This is a genomic window from Caldimonas mangrovi, from assembly GCF_023721835.1.
Taxonomy (GTDB): Bacteria; Pseudomonadota; Gammaproteobacteria; order Burkholderiales; family Burkholderiaceae_C; genus Caldimonas; species Caldimonas mangrovi.
Genome location: NZ_JAMKFE010000004.1, coordinates 351,473 through 370,397, shown reverse-complemented (window position 1 = coordinate 370,397; position 18,925 = coordinate 351,473). Strand labels below are relative to the sequence as shown.

Here is an 18,925-nt window from a genome sequence, read left to right as displayed (position 1 = left end):
CGATGCAAGATGCGCAGTCACAAGGGCGCGCGCCGTTGCGCATGCTCAGCAATGCTCTCCAGCGAGTGATCCGGCAATGCCTCCATCGCATCGGACAAGCGACCTTCGCCACGGGCGGCGTGTTGAATCGCATCCATCGACGCAGGATGCGAGGACCATGCCGGGCCAACGGTGAAGTCATTGAGCACAAAGAGCACTACATCCTCGGTATGGCTGAGTCCCCACTCATGTGCTTGCCGGACCGCGTTGTCGATACTCAATTCAGGCTGCTTACGCGGTACCGCGTCCGAGTTAGCTAAAGCTTTGAGCGCAAAGCGCGCTTGGTGAATTCTCTCCATGGCCGCGAAATGCTCCCGACTCAGCCGCAGAGGTATCCACGGTGTTTCCGCGCGCGGAGCATCGATCACTTGCAACTGCCCAGCAATATCCGCATAAAGCCAATGGGTCGAAGAGCCCATCCAAGCCTTCAGAGAATCGGGTGCAAACCTTGCGACGACTAGCGCCGTTCGGTACGGCTCGAACAAGGGCATGTGACGCTGCTTGCCCATTCTGACGTCGAAGGTCACATTTACCGATGCCAGTCGCTTGCTCAACTGTTGTGGCTCTTCAGGGCTGACGATCCACGCTGCCACGTAAGCTCCGTTAAGGCTTTGACATCGCTGAAATGCGCACTCTAAGGTAAGGCTCACGAGTTCTTCGTCGACATAGCCGTGTTCGCCGGCGCGATAGAGCTGAACCAGTCTAGGACACAGTTCGGCTTCGTGGGCCAAGTCGGGCCGCCGAACTATCTCGATGGAGCGGGCAGCTTCCCGCTGAAGTAATCGGTCAAGATGAAGGGGATGATGGACCGCCACGGGGTGATTCAGGTCCAGCAAGACGTAGATGTGGCTGTCCGGCTCTACTTCGCGGTACTGGTAGAAGGCTGCGAACAGCGCCTCCTTCAAGGAGAAGTCCTGCATTCGCACCTTTCAACTCTGAGACCATTCACATTCCGCAAGAGCTCCGGGCTCAGGCAGATCGGCGCTGCTGTTTGCGCTCTTCGGCCCGGTCAGCTCCTTCATGCTCGCCTTGAACAACGCCGCCCCCGGCGTGGTCAGCGTGATGTTGCCGCCTTCGATCTTCAACGCCGAGCCACCGGCCGTCAGCAGCACGTGCTGGGGCGCGCCCATCTGGATGCTGTCGTGCGTGCTGCTCGCGTCGATGGCCTGGTCGGCGGTGAGCTTGAGCGACCCGTCTTGCGCCTGCACGGCCACGCTGCCGGTGCCTGCATGCAGCTTGATGCCGGTTTCCTGGTTGGGTTTGTTGGCGTTGGCGGCCTTGCCGTAGGTGAACCACACGATGCCCTGGGCGACCACCAGGCTGCGGTCGCGCTGCGCGTTGACGGTGAGGTCGTGGCCGGCGACGAGGCTCAAGGTCTTGCCTGCGTACCAGATGGCGTGAGCGGGCGTGAAGACCCCGATGCCGGCCGGTGCGCTGGCGACGATGTCGGGGCGACTCCAGGCCTTCACGGTGCCGGCGCCGCCGTCGATGGCGCGTTCGTCGCCGCTGCTGCCGGCGTGGCCGCGCTGGTCGGTGGCTTCCAGACTGGCTTTCAAGGCCTGCTGGGCCTGGGGCACCGGCAGCTCCTTCGGTGCCGGCTCGGCCTCGAGTTTGGCTTTGTGCTTGTGGGCGGTGTCGATCAGCGTGGTGGTCAGCTCGGCGGCCTGCTGCAGCTGTTGCTCGGCCTCTCGGCTGTCGAGCTGGTGGCTGCTGCCGGTGGAGCCGCCCGCGCGGGCATGGGCGCTGAGCAGCAGGCCGCTGCCGGCGCGGATGGCGCCCTGGGCCAGGGTGGTGAGTTCGGCACCGTGGCCGCGGTGGTGCAGGCGCTGGTTGTCCTGCTGGTGGATGGCGTGCCCGAGGTTGAGCTGGCTGTGCTGGGTGGTGGTGGCGAGCTGGATGCGGCCTTGCTGCGGGCTGTCGTCGAAGACGAGCTGGTTGTAGCCGCCGGCGCCGTGCGCGCTGGCGTGCAGCTCCTGGGTTTTGAAGCCGGCCATCACGGCAGCGTGCTGGTGGCCCTGGTGTTGGCCGGCGGCCCGGCTGCCGGGGAACCACGCGGGGGCGTTGCCGGTGGCGCCGGCGGCGCCGCCGGCGACCTGGTTGCCCTGGCTGTTGTCTTGCCCGATGCCGTTGTACAGGCTGCCCACGCACACCGGGCGGTCGATGTCGCCGTCGAGGAAGGCGATCAGCACTTCCTGGCCCACACGGGGCACGAAGTGGCTGCCCCAGTTGGCGCCGGCCACCGAGGTGGCCACGCGCACCCAGGTGCCGCTGGCGTCGCTGGCCGGGGCGTTGTCGCCCTGCGGGTGGGCCAGGCGGTGGCTGGCGTTGCCGCCGCGCTGCCAGTGGAACTGCACCTTGATGCGGTGGTCGCGGTCGGTGTGCACGGGTGCTTGCAGGCCGACGACAACGGCGGTCTGGGTGCCGCGCACGGTGGGCCGAGGGTGGCGCATGACGGCAGCGGGGCCCACCTCGCTCGCCAGGACGTTGTCGAGTGCCGGGGCGCGCACGGGCACGTCGGCTTGCACGGCGGTCAGTTGCACGTCGTACAGCGGCTCGTCGCTGTCATTGGCGGGCCCGGGGGCGTTGCCGTCGAAGTCGGTTCGACCGAACAGCGCAGCAATGTGGGCGCGGTGGTCGGCGCTGAGGTTGTTGCGGGCACGGTGGCGCAGCTTGAGCAGCACGAAGCGGTCTTGCTCGCGCCCGCTGTGATGGGGGTGGTCGAGCAGGGTGACGGTGGTGCCGGGGCTGAGGCTGCGCACGGTGCCGCTGCCGGTATAGAGCTGGGCGGCGGCGTCGAGGGCTTCCTGCTGGCAGCGTGCCAGGCGCTCGCCCTGGGCCGAGTCTTCGTAGGCATACACGCCGGGCACGTCGGTGCAGGTGGCGTCGGCAGGCAGTGTGCCGGGCAGCAAGCCCTGAGCGGTGGCCGGGCGCAGGCCGACGCTGCGGTAGTCCCAGCTGGCGACGGCGATGGCGGCCGTCTGCACGCTGCGGCGTGCGCTCCAGTGGCGCAGGCTGTCTTCCTTCAGCGTCGCGCCGGGCTGGGTGTAGCGCACGCGCGCCTGGGCGTTGGGGGTGAAGGCACCGTTGTGATCGGCAATGACGAGGGTGTGGCGGCCGAAGCTGTCGCTGCCGGCATCGCCTTCGTGCTCGAACCAGCAGAACAGGCCTTCTTCGCGCAGCAGCCGCTGCACGAAGGCGAGATCGCTTTCCTGATATTGGATGCACAGCGAGCGGCGTGGGTAGGCTGCCGGGTCAGCGAGGTCCCAGCGCCAGGCGGGGGCGAGCCGGCCTTGTGCCTGGTAGGCGGTGAACACGTGCTCGACGATCTCGATGACGCTGTGGTCCTGGAACACGCGGCTGTCGGTGCGCCAGCCGAGGAAGGCCAGCCAGGGGCGCACGGTCAGGCGGTAGCGCGCCAGGCCGCCGTCGGCGCCCAGCTGTGCGGCCTCGGTGACGTGGCCATGGAAGGGGCGCAGCTGGCTGCGGCTGGCCTGGGTCAGCAGTTCCAGCAGCACGGGCTGGCCGATGAGCTGCTTGAGTTCGATGTGGGCGTCGGCGCTCAGCGCGGTGAGCTGCAGCTGGAAGCCGCAGCCGTCGTCGCCCTCACCTCCCGTGGGGCTGATGGATTCGTCGATTTGGACGCGCTCGGCCAGCAGCACTTCGGGGCCCAGCGGCGTGCTCAGGCGCAGCAGCCGGTCGTGCTGGGTGTAGCCCGACAGCAGTGCCTGCACGGTGGAGGTGAGCGACAGACGGTCGTTCATCGGCCGGCCCTTGCGCCCCGGCAGGCAGATGACACGATGACCCGCGCCCGTGTCGAATGGGCGCTCGCGTGGAGCTGACGATGCACAGGAACTCCCCCTGAGGAATCTTCTTGGGTGGCCGCGCTTTTTTGAGTGCGCCTGACGTGCCGCGAAGTGTAGTCGTGGGTCCGGCCAAAACCGGCCCACGCTCCCCCATCTCAGGGGCCACAGTCTGCTACTGAATGTGTCTTTCTGAAGTCGAGGCCTCGGCGGCGGGCTCGTCGCCGACTTCGACGTCGAGCGGGTCTTCGTGCAGCAACCGCTCCAGCGCGGCCGGGTCGACCGGTTTGACGAGATGGTGGTCGAAGCCGGCCTCGCGCGAGCGGCGGCGGTCCTCTTCCTGGCCCCAGCCGGTCAAAGCCACCAGCAGCACGTGGCGGCCCCATGGCTCCTGACGCATCTGGCGCGCGGTGTCGTAGCCGTTGAGCCTCGGCATGCCGATGTCGAGCAGGATGACCTCGGGCCGGAAGCCGGCCGCGACGCTGAGCGCTTCGACACCGTCGTGTGCCGTGCGGGTTTCGTTGCCCAACATCTGCAGCATCATTGCAAGGCTGAGGGCCGCGTCCTTGTTGTCGTCGACCACCAGCACCCGCCGCCGGCCCGCCGTACCGGCCGGCCCGTGCCTGACCGGCGCCAAACCGGCCGACGGCAACGGAGCGAGCGGCAGGCGCACGGTGAATTCGCTGCCCAGTCCGGGCCCGGCGCTGTGCGCCTCGACACTGCCGCCGTGCATGTCGACCAGCCGCTTGACGAGCGCCAGCCCGATGCCCAGCCCCCCCTTGGCACGCTCGATCGAGCGGTCGCCCTGGCTGAACATCTCGAACAGCCGTGGCAACAGCGGCTCGGCAATGCCCATGCCGTCGTCGCGCACCGTCACCACGGCCTCGTTGTCGTCGCGTCGCACCTGCAGCGCGATGCGCCCCCCTGTCTCGGTGTACTTGGCGGCGTTGTTCAGCAGGTTGGAGACCACTTGTGCCAGCCGGGTCTGGTCGGCGTCGACGAACAGCGCCTGATCGGGCAGCACCACCTCGAGATGGTGGCCGGCCTCTTCGATGAGCGGGCGGCTGGTCTCCACGGCGTCGCGCAGTGCAGCCGCGAGTTCGACACGGGCCACGCGCAGCTTGATCTTGCCGCGGCTGATGCGGCTCACGTCGAGCAGGTCGTCGATCAGGCGCACCATCTGACGCAGCTGGCGCTCCATCACGCTGCGTGCACGCGCGGCGGCCTGGGCGTCGTCGCCGGCCAGGCGCATGATCTCCAGGCAGTTGCGCAGCGGCGCCAGCGGATTGCGCAGCTCGTGCGCCAGGGTGGCGAGAAACTCGTCCTTGCGCTGGTCGGCTTCCTGCAGCGCGGCGGCCTGGCGCTCCAGCATGGCCCGCGAACGCATGGCCTCGGTGACGTCGCGCATGATCTTCAGGAAACCGCGCTCCTCGCCCCCGGCCCTCAATGGCATCAGCAGCCCGCTGGCGTAGAAGCGGCTGCCGTCCCGGCGCACGTGCCAGCGTTCGTCCTCGGCCTGGCCTTCGCCGCGCGCCTTGTCGATTTCGCGCTCGAAGGCGCTGTCGGCCCGGTCTTCGGGCGTGTACAGGATGCCGGCATGCTGCCCGAGGATTTCGGCGTCCTCGTAGCCCAGCAGGTGGCGTCCGCCGGAGTTCCAGGCCGTCACGCGGCCTTCGGCGTCGAGCGTGAAGATGGCGTAGTCCTTCGCGCTCTCGACCATCAGGCGGAAGCGTTCCTCGCTTTGCCGCAGGGCCTCCAGTGCCTGGCGGCGGTCGTGGATGTCGCTGCAGGTGGCCATCCACTCGCGCACGTCGCCGGCGTGGTCGTGCACCGGCACGGCGCGGCCGTGCACGTAGCGGTGGGCCTCGCATGGCGCGTGCCACAGGCGTGCTTCCACCTCGTAGGGCTGACCGCTGGCGAGCGCCTGCTGCCACGCCTGTTGCACCCGCGAGCGGTCGTCCGGGTGGATCGCGTCGAGCCAGCCCCAGCCGCAGTGCGCCTCCCAGGGCTGGCCGGTGTAGGCCTGCCACGAGCTCTGCGGGGCGGCGAAGCTGCCGCCGGGGTCGGTGGTGTAGACGATGGCCGTGGTGGCCATCACGAGCGAGCGAAAGCGCTCGGCACTGCGGTGTTGCGCCGCTTCGGCCCGCTTGCGCTCGGTGATGTCGCGCCAGCAGTTGACGGCGCCGAGAATCGCGCCGCCGGCATCGCGGATCGGGGCGGCGTCGACCAGCACCGAGACGCGTGAGCCGTCGGCACGCTGGACCAGCAGTTCCTCGTTGTTGACGCGCTCGCCGTGGCGCGAGGCCCGGTACAGCGGCAGCTCTTCGGTGCTCAGCGGTCGCGAACCGTCGGGGGCGAGCACGACGTACTCGCCGTGCACCGAGCGCTCGCCTTCGGTGCCGGCCGGCACACCGATCAGCTCGCGCCCGAAACGGCTGTTGGCGAGCACCGGATAGTGGGGCGCGCCCCCTACCCAGACGATGCCTTCGGGCAGGTTGTCGAAGATGGTCTGCAGCAGGGCCTTGGCCTGCTCGGCTTCGCGGGCGCGGTGCTCGGCTTCGGCATGCGCCGCCTCGAGTGCGACTTCGGCGTGCCTGCGGTCGGAGATGTTGAGCATCACGCCCACCAGCCCGATCACCTGGCCCGACGCCTCGAGCTCGGGCGCATAAGCGCAGTGCATGTGCTGCACGCCCAGGGTTTCGTGCGGCAGCTCGATCTCGAACTCGACCGGCACGCCCGTCAGCACATGGTCGACGTGGCGCTGCAGGCTCGCATAGGCAGGCTCGCCCACCACCTCGCGGATGTGGCGTCCCACCACGTCCTTGGGGTGCAGGCCGAACCGCTGCGCGTAGGCGCGGTTGACGAACTTGTAGCGCCGCTGCAGGTCGCAGTGCGCGATCAGCACGGGCACGTGGTCGGCCACCAGCCGCAGTTGTTCACGCCCCTGCCAGACGGCCGCCTCGACCCACTTGCGCTGCGTCATGTCGACGAACACGCCGAGCGCCCCCCGGACTTCGCGATCGCGGTCGAACAGCGGCACGGCGTTGCCCATCACCCAGGCGCTCGGCCGGCCCGGCACGGCGATCTCCATCTCGTAGCCCAGCACCGGCACGCCCAGGCGGGCGGCCTGCTGCAACGGGAACTCGCGCAGGTCGACCGGCTCGCCGGCGCGGCGGAAGCGCCGCGCCAGCGGCTGCCCGTCGGTGCCGGCACCGGCGATGTTGGTGCCGCTCGCCACGCCCATCAGCTCGTCGGCGTAGCGGTTGCCGGTGATGCACTCGCCCGCCGGGTCGTGGGCCAGCCAGATCGCCACCGGGGCGGCATCGAACAGCACCTGCAGTTCGGCGACCCGATGCTCCAGCTCGCTGTTGAGCTGCCGGATGCGGCGCTCCCACTCGCGCCGCTCGGTGGTTTCGCGGCCGGCCCCGTGCAGCCGCACCACACGACCGCTCGCGTCGCAGATCGGTCGCACTTTGAAGTGCAGCCACACGCTGCGCCCGTCCTTCGTGACGTGGCGCATCTCGGATTCGACCTCCTCGCCGGCCAACACGCGTTGCATGCATTCGCGCGCCAGCGGCTTCTCCTCGGGAGCGACGACGGCACGCCAGCCGCCGCCCTCCATCGCCTCGTCGAGCGTGTAGCCGAGCACCTTCATGAAGCCTTGAGTGACCGACTCCGTGACGATGCGCCCGTTCTTCAGCACGCGGGCATTGAAGGCGAAGTCGGTGGTCAGGTCGGCGATCGAGCGGTGGAAGACTTCGCTCATCTCGAGTTGCTGCCGTTGCGCTTCGAGCCGGCGCCGCGTGGCATGCAGCGCGCCGCACACGGCGCTGGTCGACAGGGCGATCAGCACGAACAGCGCCACGGCCAGTGCGTCATCGGCCGATTCGGCCGCCAGCTGGTAGCGCGGCGGCACGAACAGGTAGACGAACAGCAAGGTGCACAGCGCGGTGGCCAGCAGCCCGGGGCGCAAGCCCCCGCAAGCGGCAGCGGCCAGCACCGCCAGCACTGCAGGCAGCAGCATCGCGTCGCGCCCCGCCCAGGCGTCGACCCCCGCAGCGATGCCTGCGGCCGCGGCCGTCGCGATGACCGCCACGGCGTAAGCTCCGGCCCCTCGGGCCCGGACTCCCTTGAACTCCTGCATGGCTTGTGCCCCCCCTGTCTTTTCTCCGTGAGTTCGAGGCGACATCCATGGGACACGCGGCATTTCCGGTTTGCCTGGGTCCCCACCCGCGACAGATCATGCGACGCCTGTCACACGGTTTTAGTAAGGAACTGCTGCAGAAACTGCAAACGCGCGCCCGCTCCATGCGGCACGCGCGTTCGATGGGGCCGGCCGCTCGCAAGCAGCCGTAACAGCCGTGAGGCCGGTCAGTGCTTGCCGGGGTCTTCCGGCTTGAGCTTCCAGTCCTTCTCGTCCTTGGGCGTGGACACCTCCCGCTCGGCGCGTTCGGCGGCCGACGGCGAGATCGGGTCGCTGGCGGGAAACGTCTCGTCGAGAGCCTCGTCGAGCAGTTCCTGGTAGGTCGGCACCCCTTCCTGGTCCTTGACGCTCTTGGCGCCTTGCGCACCGGCGGCGTCGCGGGGCTGATCGTGGGGTTTCGATGTCTGGCTTTGCTTCATGACGGAGCTCCTTTGCAGCAGGATCGGTGCAAGCTGCGTGCCCGTTACGTCACTCGACTTTTTTCTTGACGAGCGCGTCGAAGGTTTCCTGGTTGACCGGCGAGCGCAGGCGCCCGTTGTTGAGCAGCAGCAACACCGTGTCGACATTGCCCTCGTCGACGACGATGCGGCCACCCTGCACGTTCAGGCCCCAGCCCTCCTTGTCGTTCAGTTCGAGCAGCCGCTGCATAAAGCGGCGGTCGCGGTAGTAGCCGTTGCGGTCGAGGGCCGAGACGCGCCGCAGCCGCGGCAGGCTGGTGCCCACCGCGTCGCGCAGCGGTGCCACGTCGACGAAGATGCCGGCCTCTTCGAACTCCTGCAGCACGGCGTCGCGCACCCTTTCCATGCCGAGCCGGAAGTTCAGTGCGCTTTCGAACTGACGCTTGTTGCAGATGAACAGCGTGCCGCCGTGAGCGAAGAAATCGAAGCCGCTGGCGAGCGTGAAGACCTGCCGCTCGTCAAGGTCGATCAGCATGTGGTCTTCCCACAGCAGGTTGCGCAGCCCCCTGACCCGGCGCGTGCTGCTTTGTGCGGCGGTCTTCTTCACCGCGTGCACACGGCTTTCCTTGCGCTGCAGCCGCACCACGTAGCACCACGAGTTCAGCAGGTCGTCGATGGCTTTCGCGCGCGGCGCGTCCAGGCCCTTGTCGATCTGCGTCTCGATCAGCGGGAAATCGGTCTCGTCGATGGCCAATGTCAACACGGTGTCGTCCTGGTCCTCGGAGACGAACTCGTAAGCCGCCATGCGTTTCGGCTGAGCCACCAGCTCGGCGACCTCGCGGTGCAGGCGCTGCTGCAGGCGCACGTCGATGTCAACGCCCAGCACCTCGTAGCGTGCGCGGCGCTCGGCCAGCCGGCGCTTGACGATCCACAGGCTCACGCTGGCGCTGGCCCAGTCGGCTTGCTGCAATGTGCGCAGCGGCGCGTCGTCCTTCATGGCTCGCGCTCCACCCGGGTCACGAAGTACAGGAAGTTCGACAGCCGCGTGACGTGGCAGCGGTCGCCCGGGCGGAACTCGTCGCGCGACAGCAGCAGCCCCTGCCGCTCGTGCGTACCTTCCTTGAAGCTGCTGTCGTACAACCCGTAGCCGACCAGCCCGAGGATGGGGTTCACCAGGATGCTGCGCGTGCGGTAGGCCAGCGAGAACATCATGGCGAGGAACAGGCCCAGGCACAGCAGCGTGCGCCAGTCGCCGAGGTTGAAGTTGTAGAACGAGATCATGTAGGGCACGGTGTAGGCGAACAGCTCGCCCGACTTGTTGCTGACCTTGGTGACAAGCACCGGCAGGCCGTCGGGGATGGTGCGCACCACCAGCGCGAGCGCAAGCAGGCACACGATGGCGCTGACGGCGATGGCCCCTGCGAACACCGGGTGTTGCGGGAAGCCGGTGTGGGCGTCGAGGTCCTTGACGATGACGATCACCGCGAGCGGGAAGTACGAACTCGCGAAGATCAGCAGCGAAGGCCACAGGCGCAGTTTCATGACGATCGGCGTTTGCGGCGCGGGAAGCGCACGTCTTCGGGGCGACGGATCTCGATGCCGGGCAGCCAGCGCGGCACGCGCTCGGGGCCGATGCGGTCGGCATAGCGGTCGGCGTCGCGCAGTGCCTTGCCGAAGTGCAGGCCGGCCAGCTTTTCCACCTGCACCAGAGGCACCTGGAAGGTCTTGAAGCGGCCATAATGGAAGGCTTCGGCCACCATGGTCTCCTGCGACAACAGGTAGGCGGCGCAGGCGAGTTGCTGCGTGTCGGCCTCGACCAGCACCGCGACCTTCCAGAAGCGCATGGGCACCTGCACGCCGCGCACCACCGGATCGGCCGGCGCGAACACCGGGCCGGTGAAGACGCTGACCTTCAGGTCCTGCGCATCGGCGTTGTCAAGCACGTAGTCTTCCAGTTCCAGCCATTCGCGCTGGTTCAGGCCCGGGTGCTGCGGTGCCGCGTTGGTGTAGTGGAAGGTGTCTTCGTTGGCACGCGCGGCTTCCTCGGGGCTGCCCCACACCGGGTCTTCGCGCCGCACCATGTGCCCGCGGTCGAAGCCGGTGGGGCCGTAGAACTCGCCGCCCACCTGCCGCTCGCGCGGGATGCGCGCGTCGAAGAACCACACCTGCCCCTTGCGCGAGATCTTCCGCCGCGAGCTGCCATCGATGTTGACGGCGGTCACGGCCGGCAGCCGGCGCGAGGAGCTCATGCGCACGCTGAAATGGGTGTAGTCGAGCCGCGTCGTATCCTTCGCGTCGCTGACGACGAGCAGGTCGTCGTCCTTTGCCGTCTTCGGCAGTGGCACGCGCACGCCGAGAAAGCGCTCGTCGTAGCCGGTGGCGGTGTAGCTTTTGCGCGGCCGCTGTTTTTCCTGCAGCGAAAGCCGGGGCTGCGCACCGGGCACCAGCGTGCGGCCGCGGGCCATGTGCAACATCTCCAGCACCGTGTCGACGCGCACCGCATAGTTGGCCTTGCGGTGCGCGCCGGCGTAGTGCAGGCCGAGCGCGCGACCGGTTTCCAGGTCGAGGATCACGCTGCCGGAGTTGCCGCCGAGCGTGGTCGCATCGTGCTCGAAGAACCAGTTGTCGCGTTGCGCCGTCATGACTTCGCCTGGCGCAAAGCGCTTGACGTCGTAGATGTCGCCGAAGATGCGGTCCATCAGGCGCGAGTCGCTGCGGCTGTCGCGCGCCGGGTAGCCGACCACCGCGACGAAGCGGCCCTTGCGCAGCGCCTTCACGACCGAAGTGACCGGTTGAATCGGTGCCGGCAGCGCCGCACCCGCTTCACCCGGCACCACGCTCAGAAGGGCGACGTCCGGCGCGCCTTCGCCGTGGGGCGCGACGTACAGCACCCGGTCGATGCGGAACTCTGCCGCGACGACCGAGCGGTACTCCTCGTGGAAGTCGATGCGCGGCAGCACCTCGGCGCCCGCCTGGTTGCGGATGAAGACATAGGCCAGGCCGGTGGCGTCGCGTCGCGCGAATTCGTCGGCCACGTGCCGGTTGGTCACCACCACGTTCTCTTCGATCATCCAGCCGGTGCCCACCCAGTCGAGCTCCGGGTGGCCCACCAGCTCGACGCGCCCGACGGAGCGCAGCGCCGGCTCGAAGGTCGGCGCGTGTTTCGCGATGCGTCTGGACAGCACATGGGACGACGGCAAGGTGACGCGGTGGTTCTCGACCAGCAGCACCGGCCGTGCTTGCGCCCGCACGATGGCTTCGGACAGCGGCCGGCTGTCGAACAGGTCGCCCTCGGGCGGCTGGTCGAGCAGCGATGCGAGCGTGCGGGTGTCGACGTCCCATTGGCTGCCGAGCTCGTTGTCGGCGGCGCGCCGTTGCAGCTCGCAGCGCAGCTCCTTGTCGAGCAGGATGGAATGCATCGTGCGCCGGCGGGCGCTGCGTTCGAGTTCGCTGTCGGTCGGCATGCGGGAAGATCGGGCGGTCACGACGCTCGCAGCGTAGCGCCAAGCCGGGTCCGTGCGCAGGCCCGGCGCATGCCTTTTCACCCGGTAACAGGGGCGCGCTCAGCGATGGTGTAAACGGCTGTCCTCAGGCGCCTGGTCCCGCTCGTGGAGGCCATAGTCGCGCATCACCGACGCGACACGCAGACGGTAGTCGCGGAAGACGCCGCCCCGCCCGGCGGCCTGCGCCGCACGGTGCGCTTCCAGCCGGCGCCACTGTTCGACCGCCGCCTCGTCACGGAAGAACGACAGCGACAGCAGCTTGCCGGGTTCGGTCAGGCTCTCGTAGCGTTCGACCGAGATGAAGCCGTCGACCTGCTCCAGCTCGCTGCGCAGCTTGGCGGCGATGTTGAGGTAGTGCTCGCGGCGGCCGTCCTGCGGCCAGACCTCGAAGATGATGGCGATCATGGGGTCTCCTGGGGGTGAAATTGCGGGACGCGTGCATTGACGGACGCACGATAGACCGGGCGACGCAGAAAGCCGCGGGCCGCGTCGATGTCGGCTTGCGTAAGCGCGCAGAGCGCCGATTCGGCGATTGCAGCCGCGAGCGCCTGGCCGGGGCACTGGTGCACACCGGCGCCGAAGCCGTGATGGCGACGCCCGATGCGGCCCAGTTGGAAGGCGTCCGGTTGCGGGTTGACTGCAGCGTCCCGGTTGGCAGCAGCGAGCAGCACCAGCACCGCCTGGCCCGGCTCGATGTGCCGGCCGAGGATCTCGGCGCCTTGTGCATGGGCGTAGCGGCGCGTGTTCTGGATCGCGGGGTCGTGGCGTGCCACCTCGTCGACCACATCGCGCAGCAGCGCAGGCTCGGCCGACACCGCGGCCCATGCTCCGGGCTCGCGGGCCAGGGCCACGACGGCATTGCCCAGCAGCCCGGCCGTGGCGTCGCAGGTCTGCGACAGCAGCCCGACGAGGTTGGCGACCCACACCCCGGCCGGCAAGCCGCCGGGCACCTGGCCGGCCCACGACCCGATGCCGGCGCCGAAGCGTTCGACGAGCGCCTGCGCGGCTTCGGCCGCCAGGGCCAGGCGTTGCGGGGAACTCAACGGCGACAGGCAGGCGACGAAGTCCTGCACCAGCGCCACCACCTCCTGGCGTACCGGCTGCGGAACGCCCAGCGATTCGGCCATGGCCAGCAACGGCACCTGCACCACCCATGCATCGAGCGCCGGGGCATTGGCCGGCCGGCAACGCGCCGCGTGCTCACGCGTGCACTGCGTCAGGCGGAGCGTGTCGATCTCGGCCAGACGGCCCTGCAGCGCCCTGCGTGCCGCCTGGTGCGCGGCGCCGTCGTTCATGCGTGCCAACCCGCCGAACACGGCGCCGGCCGCAGTGTCGGCGATTGCGCGCGGCACCGGTTCGGCCGCGGGCCGGACGAACAGCGCCGGATGCTGAAGCACCGCGCAGACAGCCGCGGAGCCGGCGGCCACCCACAGCTTCAAGCGCTCGTCGTAGTACAGCGGGCCTGCGGCGCGCAGGGCGGTGTAGTAGGGATAGGGGTCAGGCGCGGTGGCGGCCTGCACCGGGTCGGAAATGTCGTTCATGCGGGGCTCGTGGTCAGCGATGCCCGCAGTCTGCTACGCTTTCGCGCCGACGCTTCGCTGGAGAACGAAATATGGATGCAGATACCGGCATGGCCGCCGTCGCCGCCGCCATCGCGGAGCCGGCGCGCGCGCGCATGCTCTGCACCTTGCTCGACGGGCGGGCGCGCACGGCCACCGAACTTTCCGCCGTGGCCGAGGTGTCGGCCTCCACCGCCAGCGCTCACCTGGCACGGCTGACCAAGCAGCAACTCGTCGACTGCGTGCCGCAAGGCAAGCATCGCTATTACCGACTCACCAACGCCGACGTGGCGCGTGCGCTGGAAGCACTGCTGGTGGTGGCCGGCGTCTCGGGCACGCGCTTTCGCCCCACCACACCGGCGCCCTTGCGCTCGGCGCGCACCTGCTACGACCACATGGCCGGCGAACTGGCCGTCGCGCTGTTCGAGCAGATGCGCCGGCAGCGCTGGCTGAAGGCGGCGGACGGTGAATACCGCCTCAGCGGCGAAGGCGAAGCGACTCTGTCCGGCTGGGGCATCGACGTCGACGCCACCCGCAAGCTGCGCCGCAAGTTCGCCTGCGACTGCCTGGACTGGAGCGAGCGTCGCCCCCACCTGGGCGGCGCGCTCGGTGCGGCGCTGCTCGGCAATGCGCTGAAGCGCAAGTGGCTGCAGCAGGACCTGGACGGGCGTGGGCTGCAGGTCACGCCCAAGGGGCGGCGCGAATGGCTGCAGGCGCTGGACATCGTCAGCTGAACCCCGGTTGACGCTGCTCGATCAGCCGGTCGAGCATTTCGAGGAACACCCGCGTCCTCGCCGGCATCAGCCGCCGGCCGGGCAGCACCGCCCATGCAGGCGATTCGGGCAGGCACCATTGCGGCAGCACCCGCACCAGATGCCCCGAGCGCTCGGCTTGGGCGGCCACCAAGTCGGGTGCCGCGGCAATGCCGGCGCCTTCCAGGGCCAGCCGCACCAGCAGCTCGGGCGAGTTGGCCGCGGCCCGCGGCGGCGCCAGCCCCTGCCAGCGCGTCTCGCCCTGCAGCAGCAGCCACGGCACCGGCTCGCCGGTGCGCGAGCGCAGCGGCAGCCCGGCGTGATGCAGCAGGTCGTCGGGCTGCTTCGGCGTGCCGTGCAACGCCAGGTAGGTCGGCGCCGCATACAGGCCCCACGTGTGCGTGAACAGCCGGCGCGCGACCAGGGTCGCGTCGTCCGGCATGTCGCCCATGCGGATCGCGAGGTCGAAGTTCTCGCCGATGATGTCGACGCGCCGGGCCGATAAATCGATGTCGAGCGAGATCGCCGGGTAGCGCAGCATGAAGTCGGCGATGAAGCGCGCCAGGTCCAGCCCGGCGAAATCGCCCGGCATCGACACCCGCAGCCTGCCGCTGGGCTGCGCCTGCCGGTGCAGCACGAGTGAAGCAGCGGCGTCGACTTCGGCCGCCACCTGACGTGCATGGTCGAGCAGCGCGAAGCCAAAGTCGGTGAGGCTGAGCTTGCGCGTCGTGCGTGTCAGCAGCCGCTCGCCGAGGTGCCGTTCCAGCGCCGAGATGCGGCGCGACACGGTGCTCTTAGGCAGGCCGACGCGGGCCGCCGCGCGGGTGAAACTGCCGGTGTCCGCCACACGGGCGAAAAGCAGCAGGTCGTTGGGATCGATGTCCATGGAATTGTTCCTTCTGCGGAACAATGTTATCCAATGAACCCGCTTTTTGCATCAGGTTGGTCCCAATACAGTTCATCTCATCGCCTCCACCCCCCTGAAAGGACCCGAGATGAACATCCTGCAAGTGAACTCCAGCGCCCGCGTCGAAGGCTCTCAATCGGCTCGCCTGACGCAGCGCATCGTCGAACGGCTGCGTGCCGCACATCCGGACGCGAGCGTCACGCTGCGCGACCTGGCGTCGACCCCGCACCCCGCGCTGGACGAAGCCGCGCTGCAGGCCCTGTTCACCGACCCGGCGCAGCGCACTGCGCCCCAGGCAGCGCGTGTCGCGCTCGACGACGCGCTGATCGCCGAGATCCAGGCCGCCGACGTGGTGGCGCTGGGCGTGCCGATGTACAACTTCGGCATCTCGACCCAGTTGAAGAACTGGATCGACGCGATTTCGCGGGCTCGTGTCACCTTCCGCTACACCGAAACCGGCCCGCAAGGCCTGCTGACCGGCAAGAAGGTCTACGTGGCGCTGACGCGCGGCGGGCGCTACCGTGACACGCCGGCCGACAGCCAGGTGCCGTACCTGCGCACCGTGCTGGCGTTCCTGGGCATGACTGACGTTCAATTCTTCTATGCCGAGGGCCTGGCCATGGGACCGCAGGCCGAGCGTGAAGGCCTGGACGCCGCCGAACAAGCGATCGAAACCGCATTGGCCTGAGGCCACAACACACTCGAAAGGGGTTTTCATGTCGACCGCCCTCGTTTCCGACACCGTCACCCGCCCGCGCAGCGTCGAGCGGCTGGTGCACGGCATCGCCACCTCCGACGGCGCCGGCGTGAAGCTGACGCGCGTGCTGACGCAGCCGCTGCAGCGCCGGCTGGACCCGTTCCTGATGCTCGACAGCTTCCGCAGCGACGATCCGGACGACTACGGTGCGGGCTTCCCCGACCACCCGCACCGCGGCTTCGAGACCGTCACCTACATGATCGCCGGGCGCATGCGCCACCGCGACAGCGCCGGCCACGAAGGCCTGCTGAGCAACGGCGGCGTGCAGTGGATGACCGCCGGCCGCGGCGTCATCCACTCGGAGATGCCGGAACAGGAAGGTGGCCTGATGGAAGGCTTCCAGTTGTGGCTGAACCTGCCGGCGAAGGACAAGCTGTGCAAGCCGTGGTACCGCGACTTCCAGAGTGCCGAGATTCCGCAGTTCACGACCTCTGAAGGCGTGACGGCACGCGTGATCGCCGGCCACAGCCACGGCGTGGCAGGTGCGGTGCAGCGCGAGCACACCGAGCCGCTGTACCTCGACCTGCACTTCGCGGCGAGCAGTGGTTTCGCGCAAGCCCTGCCGGCCGGACACAATGCCTTCGTCTATGTCTACGACGGCGAATTGCAGGTGGGCGATGCCACCGTGCCGGCCCAGCGCATGGCCATCCTCGCCAACCGGCCCGACACCGACGGCGTCCACCTCCAGGCGCAGCAGCCGGCGCGCGCACTGCTGATCGCCGGGCAACCGCTCAACGAACCGATCGCGCAGTACGGGCCGTTCGTGATGAACAGCAACGAGCAGATCTTCCAGGCCGTGGAGGACTTTCGTGCGGGGCGATTGGCCTGAAGCCCGCTGCGCTGCCGGTCAGCGCGCCGCGACGCGGGTCTTGCGCGCGATCGGCAGCTTGACCGGCTCTTCCTGCGTCGGGTCCGGCAGCGCCGCGACCTGGTCGAGCAGCGCGAACAGCTGGGTCAGGGCCTGCGGCCCGAGGTGCGATTCGATCAGGTCGTAGCGTGCGTCGATGCGCGCCGCCATTTTCTCGACCAGCTTGCGGCTCTTGGCGGTGAGTTCGACCACCACCTTGCGCTGGTCGGTCGAGATGCGAAAGCGCCGCACCAGTTCGTCGCGCTCCATGCGCTCCAGCACACCCGTCAGGCTGGGCCCCGGGATGCAGCAGCTGTCGGCGATCTGACCGATCTCCATTTCGCCAGCCTGCGACAGCGTACGGATCACCCGCCATTGCTGCTCCGTCACGCCCGCCAGCTTCAGGTTGGGGCGAAAGTAGCGCATCACCGCTTCGCGTGCCCGCAGCAGCGACTGGGGCAGGTTGCGGTGCTGGATGGTGGCCGGCATGAAGTGTCTCCTTCGATCTGGAAGCAATTGCTTCAGATATTCTAGGAGCACTTCATGCGCCGCGAATGCGGTGACCCGTCAAGTTACGCTGCGCTGAGCTTTGCCGCGATCTGCGTCGCATGCCGGCCCTGGAAACGGGCCATCGCGAGCTCGTTGTCGCTCGGCATGCGCGAGCCGTCGCCACCGGTGATCGTCGTTGCGCCGTAGGGCGAGCCGCCGGTGATCTCGGTCAACGTCATCTGGCGCGCCTCGGAATACGGCAAGCCGACCACCACCATGCCCTGGTGCAGCAGCGTCGTGTGGAAACTCAGCAAGGTCGACTCCTGCCCGCCGTGCTGAGTTGCCGTGCTCGTGAAGACACTGCCGACCTTGCCGATCAAGGCACCCTTGGCCCACAGACCGCCGGTCTGGTCGAGGAAGTTTCGCATCTGCGCGCACATGTTGCCGAAGCGGGTCGGCGCTCCGAACAGGATGACATCGGCCTCGGGCAACCGATCGGGCGCGATCACGGGCACTTGGGCGAACGCGGCGCGCGCGGCCTTCGCACCGCTCTTCTCGAGCACCTCGTCCGGCACGAGTTCGGGCACCTGCCACAGCTTCACGTCGGCGCCGGCCACCGACCGGGCCCCTTCGGCGACCGCTTCGGCCATGCGGTAGATGTGGCCGTACATGCTGTAGAACACGACGTGTACCTTGACGCTCATGAGAACTCCCGGCTGGTTGGACAAAGGTGCTGCCGGCCATCCTAGGAGCCCGGCCTCGACGCTGCTGCAAGCAGGGGTATCGGTGTTGGAGACCGAGGCATCATCGGTGCTGCGCCGAACAGGAGATGCCATGACAGAACCGATACCCGCGATGCACGGGCTCAGCAGCGTGCTCGAGTCCGAGCACATTCCGCTGCCCTACCGCTTCCGGCCCGCGCAAGCGGGCGACACCCGGCGCCCGCTGCTGGTGCTGCTGCACGGCGTCGGCGGCGATGAAAGCAGCCTCGCGCCACTGATCGAGCGCCTGCCGGCGGACCTGCACGTCGCCTTGCCGCGAGGCCCGCTCGCCGGGCCGCAAGGCGGCCATGCCTGGTACACGGTACAGGTGAGCGAGGACGGCGCCCGGGCCAATACGCTCGAAGCGGAGGCGGCACGCGTGCAGGTGCTGCACTTCATCGATGCGTTGCGGCAGGCCCACCCCTTCGACCCGCGCCAGGTCTACGTCGCCGGTTTCAGCCAAGGGGCCGTCATCAGCGCGAGCGTCGGCCTGACCCGGCCCGACAAGGTCGCAGCCATCGGTGTGCTGTGCGGCCGCATCCTGTCGCAGGTGAAATGGCAGTTGGCGCCCGACCACCAGTTGTGCCATTTGCAGGCCTTTCTGGCGCATGGCGGCGCCGACGGCGTGATCCCGTCCGACTACGCGGTGGACGCGATGCACACCATGGCGGAGCACCGAGTGCAATTGCTGTACCGCGACTACCCCGGAGGGCACGAAATCTCGGCCCCCATGGCCGACGATTTCGCGCAGTGGGTGGCGCAGCGCGCCGTGCTGGCCTACGCACGCTGAAGCTTATGCGTGCAGGCGCTACACGTAGGAAACGGACTACGGCAGGCACGCCCATCGGGAGACAGTCTCGCGCACACCAGTTCACTAACCTGTAGTCGTGTTCAACCCCGGAGCAAAGG

16 protein-coding genes are annotated in these 18,925 nt (G+C 68.6%); 4 read left to right on the top strand and 12 right to left on the bottom strand.

The genetic code is table 11. The features are described from left to right. Positions 1-17: 17 nt before the first annotated feature. From M8A51_RS09215 to M8A51_RS09175, 9 genes are all read right to left on the bottom strand, one after another. The gene (locus tag M8A51_RS09215; RefSeq protein ID WP_251777913.1) at positions 18-959 is read right to left on the bottom strand and encodes a hypothetical protein; all 942 of its coding nucleotides are present in this window, start codon (positions 957-959) and stop codon (positions 18-20) included. A 9-nt stretch (positions 960-968) separates the two neighbouring features. Beyond that, a complete protein-coding gene (locus M8A51_RS09210) occupies positions 969-3,800 on the bottom strand; it encodes a type VI secretion system Vgr family protein (RefSeq protein WP_251777912.1) in 2,832 nt (943 codons plus the stop codon). Positions 3,801-4,014: 214 nt separating this feature from the next. Further along, on the bottom strand, positions 4,015-7,935 hold the full coding sequence (locus tag M8A51_RS09205) for a PAS domain S-box protein (RefSeq protein ID WP_251777911.1): 3,921 nt from the start codon (positions 7,933-7,935) through the stop codon (positions 4,015-4,017). 275 nt (positions 7,936-8,210) lie between these two features. Next, positions 8,211-8,462 carry a hypothetical protein gene (locus M8A51_RS09200; RefSeq protein ID WP_251777910.1) on the bottom strand — a complete coding sequence of 84 codons (252 nt, stop codon included), beginning with the start codon at positions 8,460-8,462 and terminating at the stop codon, positions 8,211-8,213. 49 nt (positions 8,463-8,511) lie between these two features. Further along, the gene (locus M8A51_RS09195) at positions 8,512-9,438 is read right to left on the bottom strand and encodes a Kiwa anti-phage protein KwaB-like domain-containing protein (protein ID WP_251777909.1); all 927 of its coding nucleotides are present in this window, start codon (positions 9,436-9,438) and stop codon (positions 8,512-8,514) included. Next, positions 9,435-9,983, bottom strand: coding sequence for a hypothetical protein (locus tag M8A51_RS09190; protein ID WP_251777908.1), 549 nt, complete (start codon positions 9,981-9,983; stop codon positions 9,435-9,437). The genes M8A51_RS09195 and M8A51_RS09190 overlap by 4 nt, the downstream gene beginning before the upstream one ends. Then, complete coding sequence (locus tag M8A51_RS09185; RefSeq protein WP_251777907.1) at positions 9,980-11,905, bottom strand: DNA/RNA non-specific endonuclease; 1,926 nt, start codon at positions 11,903-11,905, stop codon at positions 9,980-9,982. Before M8A51_RS09185 ends, M8A51_RS09190 begins: the two co-directional genes overlap by 4 nt. 99 nt (positions 11,906-12,004) lie before the next feature. Next, positions 12,005-12,349: an antibiotic biosynthesis monooxygenase family protein gene (locus M8A51_RS09180; protein ID WP_251777906.1), complete on the bottom strand. Its 345-nt coding sequence runs from the start codon at positions 12,347-12,349 to the stop codon at positions 12,005-12,007. Further along, on the bottom strand, positions 12,346-13,485 hold the full coding sequence (locus tag M8A51_RS09175) for a cytochrome P450 (RefSeq protein WP_251777905.1): 1,140 nt from the start codon (positions 13,483-13,485) through the stop codon (positions 12,346-12,348). The genes M8A51_RS09180 and M8A51_RS09175 overlap by 4 nt, the downstream gene beginning before the upstream one ends. A 71-nt stretch (positions 13,486-13,556) precedes the next feature. Between M8A51_RS09175 and M8A51_RS09170 the strand changes: the two genes are divergently transcribed. After that, the gene (locus M8A51_RS09170) at positions 13,557-14,237 is read left to right on the top strand and encodes an ArsR/SmtB family transcription factor (RefSeq protein ID WP_251777904.1); all 681 of its coding nucleotides are present in this window, start codon (positions 13,557-13,559) and stop codon (positions 14,235-14,237) included. Here the strand turns inward: M8A51_RS09170 and M8A51_RS09165 are convergent. Beyond that, positions 14,230-15,141 (bottom strand): LysR family transcriptional regulator, encoded by a 912-nt coding sequence (locus M8A51_RS09165; protein ID WP_251777903.1) that lies wholly within the window; start codon positions 15,139-15,141, stop codon positions 14,230-14,232. The genes M8A51_RS09170 and M8A51_RS09165 overlap by 8 nt on opposite strands. Before the next feature lie 109 nt (positions 15,142-15,250). On the opposite strand from M8A51_RS09165, the gene M8A51_RS09160 reads away from it, so the two are divergent. Both M8A51_RS09160 and M8A51_RS09155 read left to right on the top strand, forming a co-directional pair. Further along, a complete protein-coding gene (locus tag M8A51_RS09160) occupies positions 15,251-15,850 on the top strand; it encodes an FMN-dependent NADH-azoreductase (protein ID WP_251777902.1) in 600 nt (199 codons plus the stop codon). Positions 15,851-15,878: 28 nt separating this feature from the next. Beyond that, complete coding sequence (locus M8A51_RS09155; RefSeq protein WP_251777901.1) at positions 15,879-16,748, top strand: pirin family protein; 870 nt, start codon at positions 15,879-15,881, stop codon at positions 16,746-16,748. Positions 16,749-16,766: 18 nt separating this feature from the next. Here M8A51_RS09155 and hpaR read toward each other — a convergent pair whose 3' ends face one another. Together hpaR and wrbA are read right to left on the bottom strand one after the other, a co-directional pair. Further along, a complete protein-coding gene (gene hpaR / locus M8A51_RS09150) occupies positions 16,767-17,255 on the bottom strand; it encodes a homoprotocatechuate degradation operon regulator HpaR (protein WP_251777900.1) in 489 nt (162 codons plus the stop codon). An 83-nt stretch (positions 17,256-17,338) separates the two neighbouring features. Continuing rightward, positions 17,339-17,959 (bottom strand): NAD(P)H:quinone oxidoreductase, encoded by a 621-nt coding sequence (gene wrbA / locus M8A51_RS09145; protein WP_251777899.1) that lies wholly within the window; start codon positions 17,957-17,959, stop codon positions 17,339-17,341. A 130-nt stretch (positions 17,960-18,089) separates the two neighbouring features. Here wrbA and M8A51_RS09140 point away from each other — a divergent pair, with 130 nt between their 5' ends. After that, on the top strand, positions 18,090-18,806 hold the full coding sequence (locus M8A51_RS09140; protein WP_251777898.1) for an alpha/beta hydrolase: 717 nt from the start codon (positions 18,090-18,092) through the stop codon (positions 18,804-18,806). Positions 18,807-18,925: the final 119 nt, after the last annotated feature.

Bases quoted from the DNA above. Each gene is read 5' to 3' on its own strand.
- M8A51_RS09165 (WP_251777903.1), bottom strand. From the start codon at position 15,141: ATGGACATCGATCCCAACGACCTGCTGCTTTTCGCCCGTGTGGCGGAC.
- M8A51_RS09175 (WP_251777905.1), bottom strand. From the start codon at position 13,485: ATGAACGACATTTCCGACCCGGTGCAGGCCGCCACCGCGCCTGACCCC.
- M8A51_RS09140 (WP_251777898.1), top strand. From the start codon at position 18,090: ATGACAGAACCGATACCCGCGATGCACGGGCTCAGCAGCGTGCTCGAG.
- M8A51_RS09215 (WP_251777913.1), bottom strand. From the start codon at position 959: ATGCAGGACTTCTCCTTGAAGGAGGCGCTGTTCGCAGCCTTCTACCAG.
- M8A51_RS09195 (WP_251777909.1), bottom strand. From the start codon at position 9,438: ATGAAGGACGACGCGCCGCTGCGCACATTGCAGCAAGCCGACTGGGCC.
- M8A51_RS09170 (WP_251777904.1), top strand. From the start codon at position 13,557: ATGGATGCAGATACCGGCATGGCCGCCGTCGCCGCCGCCATCGCGGAG.
- wrbA (WP_251777899.1), bottom strand. From the start codon at position 17,959: ATGAGCGTCAAGGTACACGTCGTGTTCTACAGCATGTACGGCCACATC.
- M8A51_RS09185 (WP_251777907.1), bottom strand. From the start codon at position 11,905: ATGCCGACCGACAGCGAACTCGAACGCAGCGCCCGCCGGCGCACGATG.
- M8A51_RS09200 (WP_251777910.1), bottom strand. From the start codon at position 8,462: ATGAAGCAAAGCCAGACATCGAAACCCCACGATCAGCCCCGCGACGCC.
- M8A51_RS09155 (WP_251777901.1), top strand. From the start codon at position 15,879: ATGTCGACCGCCCTCGTTTCCGACACCGTCACCCGCCCGCGCAGCGTC.
- M8A51_RS09160 (WP_251777902.1), top strand. From the start codon at position 15,251: ATGAACATCCTGCAAGTGAACTCCAGCGCCCGCGTCGAAGGCTCTCAA.
- M8A51_RS09180 (WP_251777906.1), bottom strand. From the start codon at position 12,349: ATGATCGCCATCATCTTCGAGGTCTGGCCGCAGGACGGCCGCCGCGAG.
- M8A51_RS09210 (WP_251777912.1), bottom strand. From the start codon at position 3,800: ATGAACGACCGTCTGTCGCTCACCTCCACCGTGCAGGCACTGCTGTCG.
- M8A51_RS09190 (WP_251777908.1), bottom strand. From the start codon at position 9,983: ATGAAACTGCGCCTGTGGCCTTCGCTGCTGATCTTCGCGAGTTCGTAC.
- hpaR (WP_251777900.1), bottom strand. From the start codon at position 17,255: ATGCCGGCCACCATCCAGCACCGCAACCTGCCCCAGTCGCTGCTGCGG.